A 1,861-nucleotide genomic window follows, 5' to 3' on the forward strand; every position below is an offset into this window, starting at 1 on the left:
CTCGAGGCCGGCCGACCAGCGCGGCATGGGCCTGCGCATCATGCACTACCGCGCCCACCTGGCCGGCGGCTCGCTCGAGGTCCGGCCCGGCGCCCAGCGCGGGACCGTCGTGACCTGCACGGTCCCGCTCCGCGGCCCCGGCTTCTACACCGACTCGACCTCATGACCCGCATCCTGCTCGTCGACGACCACCCGCTGCTCCGCCAGGGCATCGCCATGACCATCGAGGCCGAGGCCGACCTCGAGGTCGCCGCCCAGGCCGGCGACGCCGAGGAGGCCGTCGCCATCTTCGACGACGTCGCGCCCGACCTGGTCATCACCGACATTTCGCTGCCCGGCATGAACGGGCTGGAGCTGCTCAAGAACCTGCTGTCCCAGCACCCCGACTTGCGCGTGCTGGTCGTCTCGCGCCACGACGAGGAGCTCTACGCCGAGCGCGCCGTCCGCGCCGGAGCGCGCGGCTACGTCTCGAAGGTGGCCGCGGGGGACCAGATCGTGACGGCGATCCGGCGCGTGCTGCGGGGCGGCATCCACCTGTCGGAGGACCTCAAGGACAAGATACTGTTCGGCGCGGCGTCCGGCGCCAAGGACGCGACGCAGACGCCGCTCGAGGTCCTGAGCGACCGCGAACTCGAGGTGTTCGAGATGACGGGCCGCGGGATCCCGACGCGGGAGATCTCCGAGCGGCTGCACCTGTCGGTCAAGACGGTCGAGAGCTACCGCTCGCGGATCAAGGCCAAGCTGGGCCTGGCGAACGGGACGGAGCTCATCAAGCACGCCGTCGCCTGGGTCGAGGGCGAGGGCGCCGGCCGGTAGCGCCCGAGCGGCGTGCCCGTCCTCGAGGTCGCGGGCTGGGTCCCCTTCTCGGATGAGGAGGGGGGACAGGGGGTGGTGGCCGTCCGAACTCGAGGTCGGACCACCGAGGTCGGCTCCTCGAGGCCGGACAGCGTGGGGCGTTCCCAGTCTGGGCGGTCCCGGTCGGGTCGTCCTCGTGGTCGAGGCGTCGACGGCGTAGGGGCCGCGGCGCAGCGCGTGGGGCCGAGCCTCGCAGGCGGCTCCGTGGAGAGACCGCAGCCCGCTCGGCGGATCTCCGACAGAGGCGCGGTCTCGGTACCTCGAGGTTGGTCTCACACCGCCTCCACCGCCCATGTCGTCACCTGCTCCGTCCGTCGCCCTCGTCACCGGCGCCGGCTCCGGGATCGGCCGCTCGATCGCCCTCCGCTACGCCCGCGACGGCGCCGAGGTCACCGTCTCCGACATCGACCTCGAGGGCGCCGAAGAGACCGTGCGCCAGATCGAGGAGGCCGGCGGGACGGCGATGGCCGTCGCCTCCGACGTCTCGGACCCCGACGCCTGCCGCGACCTGGTCCGCCGGACCATCGAGGCCTACGGACGGCTCGACGCGGCCTGCAACAACGCCGGCGTCGGCGGCGCCCAGGCACTCACGGCCGACTACGCCGTCGAGGACTGGCAGCACGTGATCGACGTCAACCTGTCGGGCGTGTTCTACGGGATGAAGCACCAGATCCCGGCCCTGCTCGAGTCGGGCGGCGGGGCCATCGTCAACGTGGCGTCGATCCTGGGCCAGGTCGGGTTCGAGACCGCGCCCGCCTACGTCGCCGCCAAGCACGGCGTCGTCGGGCTGACGCGGACGGCCGCCCTCGAGTACGGCGCCCAAGGCGTCCGCGTCAACTCGGTCGGGCCGGCCTTTATCCGCACGCCGATGATCTCCGCCCTCGAGGACGACGACGAGACGCGCGCGATGCTGGTCGGCCGGCACCCGGTCGGTCGTCTGGGGGAGCCCGACGAGGTGGCGGGCCTGGTCGCCTGGCTGAGCTCGACCGACGCCTCGTTCGTCACC

General features: G+C 72.6%; 2 protein-coding genes. Both read left to right on the top strand.

The window, feature by feature from the left end; translation table 11 throughout:
- Window positions 1-162: 162 nt before the first annotated feature.
- Window positions 163-816: a response regulator gene (locus WBA11_RS14265; RefSeq protein WP_424521339.1), complete on the top strand. Its 654-nt coding sequence runs from the start codon at window positions 163-165 to the stop codon at window positions 814-816.
- Between the two features lie 331 nt (window positions 817-1,147).
- Window positions 1,148-1,861: SDR family NAD(P)-dependent oxidoreductase (locus WBA11_RS14270; protein ID WP_424521340.1), on the top strand; the 714-nt coding region annotated here is incomplete at its 3' end.

This window comes from Rubrivirga sp., from assembly GCF_049648075.1.
Taxonomy (GTDB): Bacteria; Bacteroidota; Rhodothermia; order Rhodothermales; family Rubricoccaceae; genus Rubrivirga.

Excerpts from the sequence above, each read along its gene's own strand:
- WBA11_RS14265 (WP_424521339.1), top strand. The coding sequence starts at position 163 with ATGACCCGCATCCTGCTCGTCGACGACCACCCGCTGCTCCGCCAGGGC.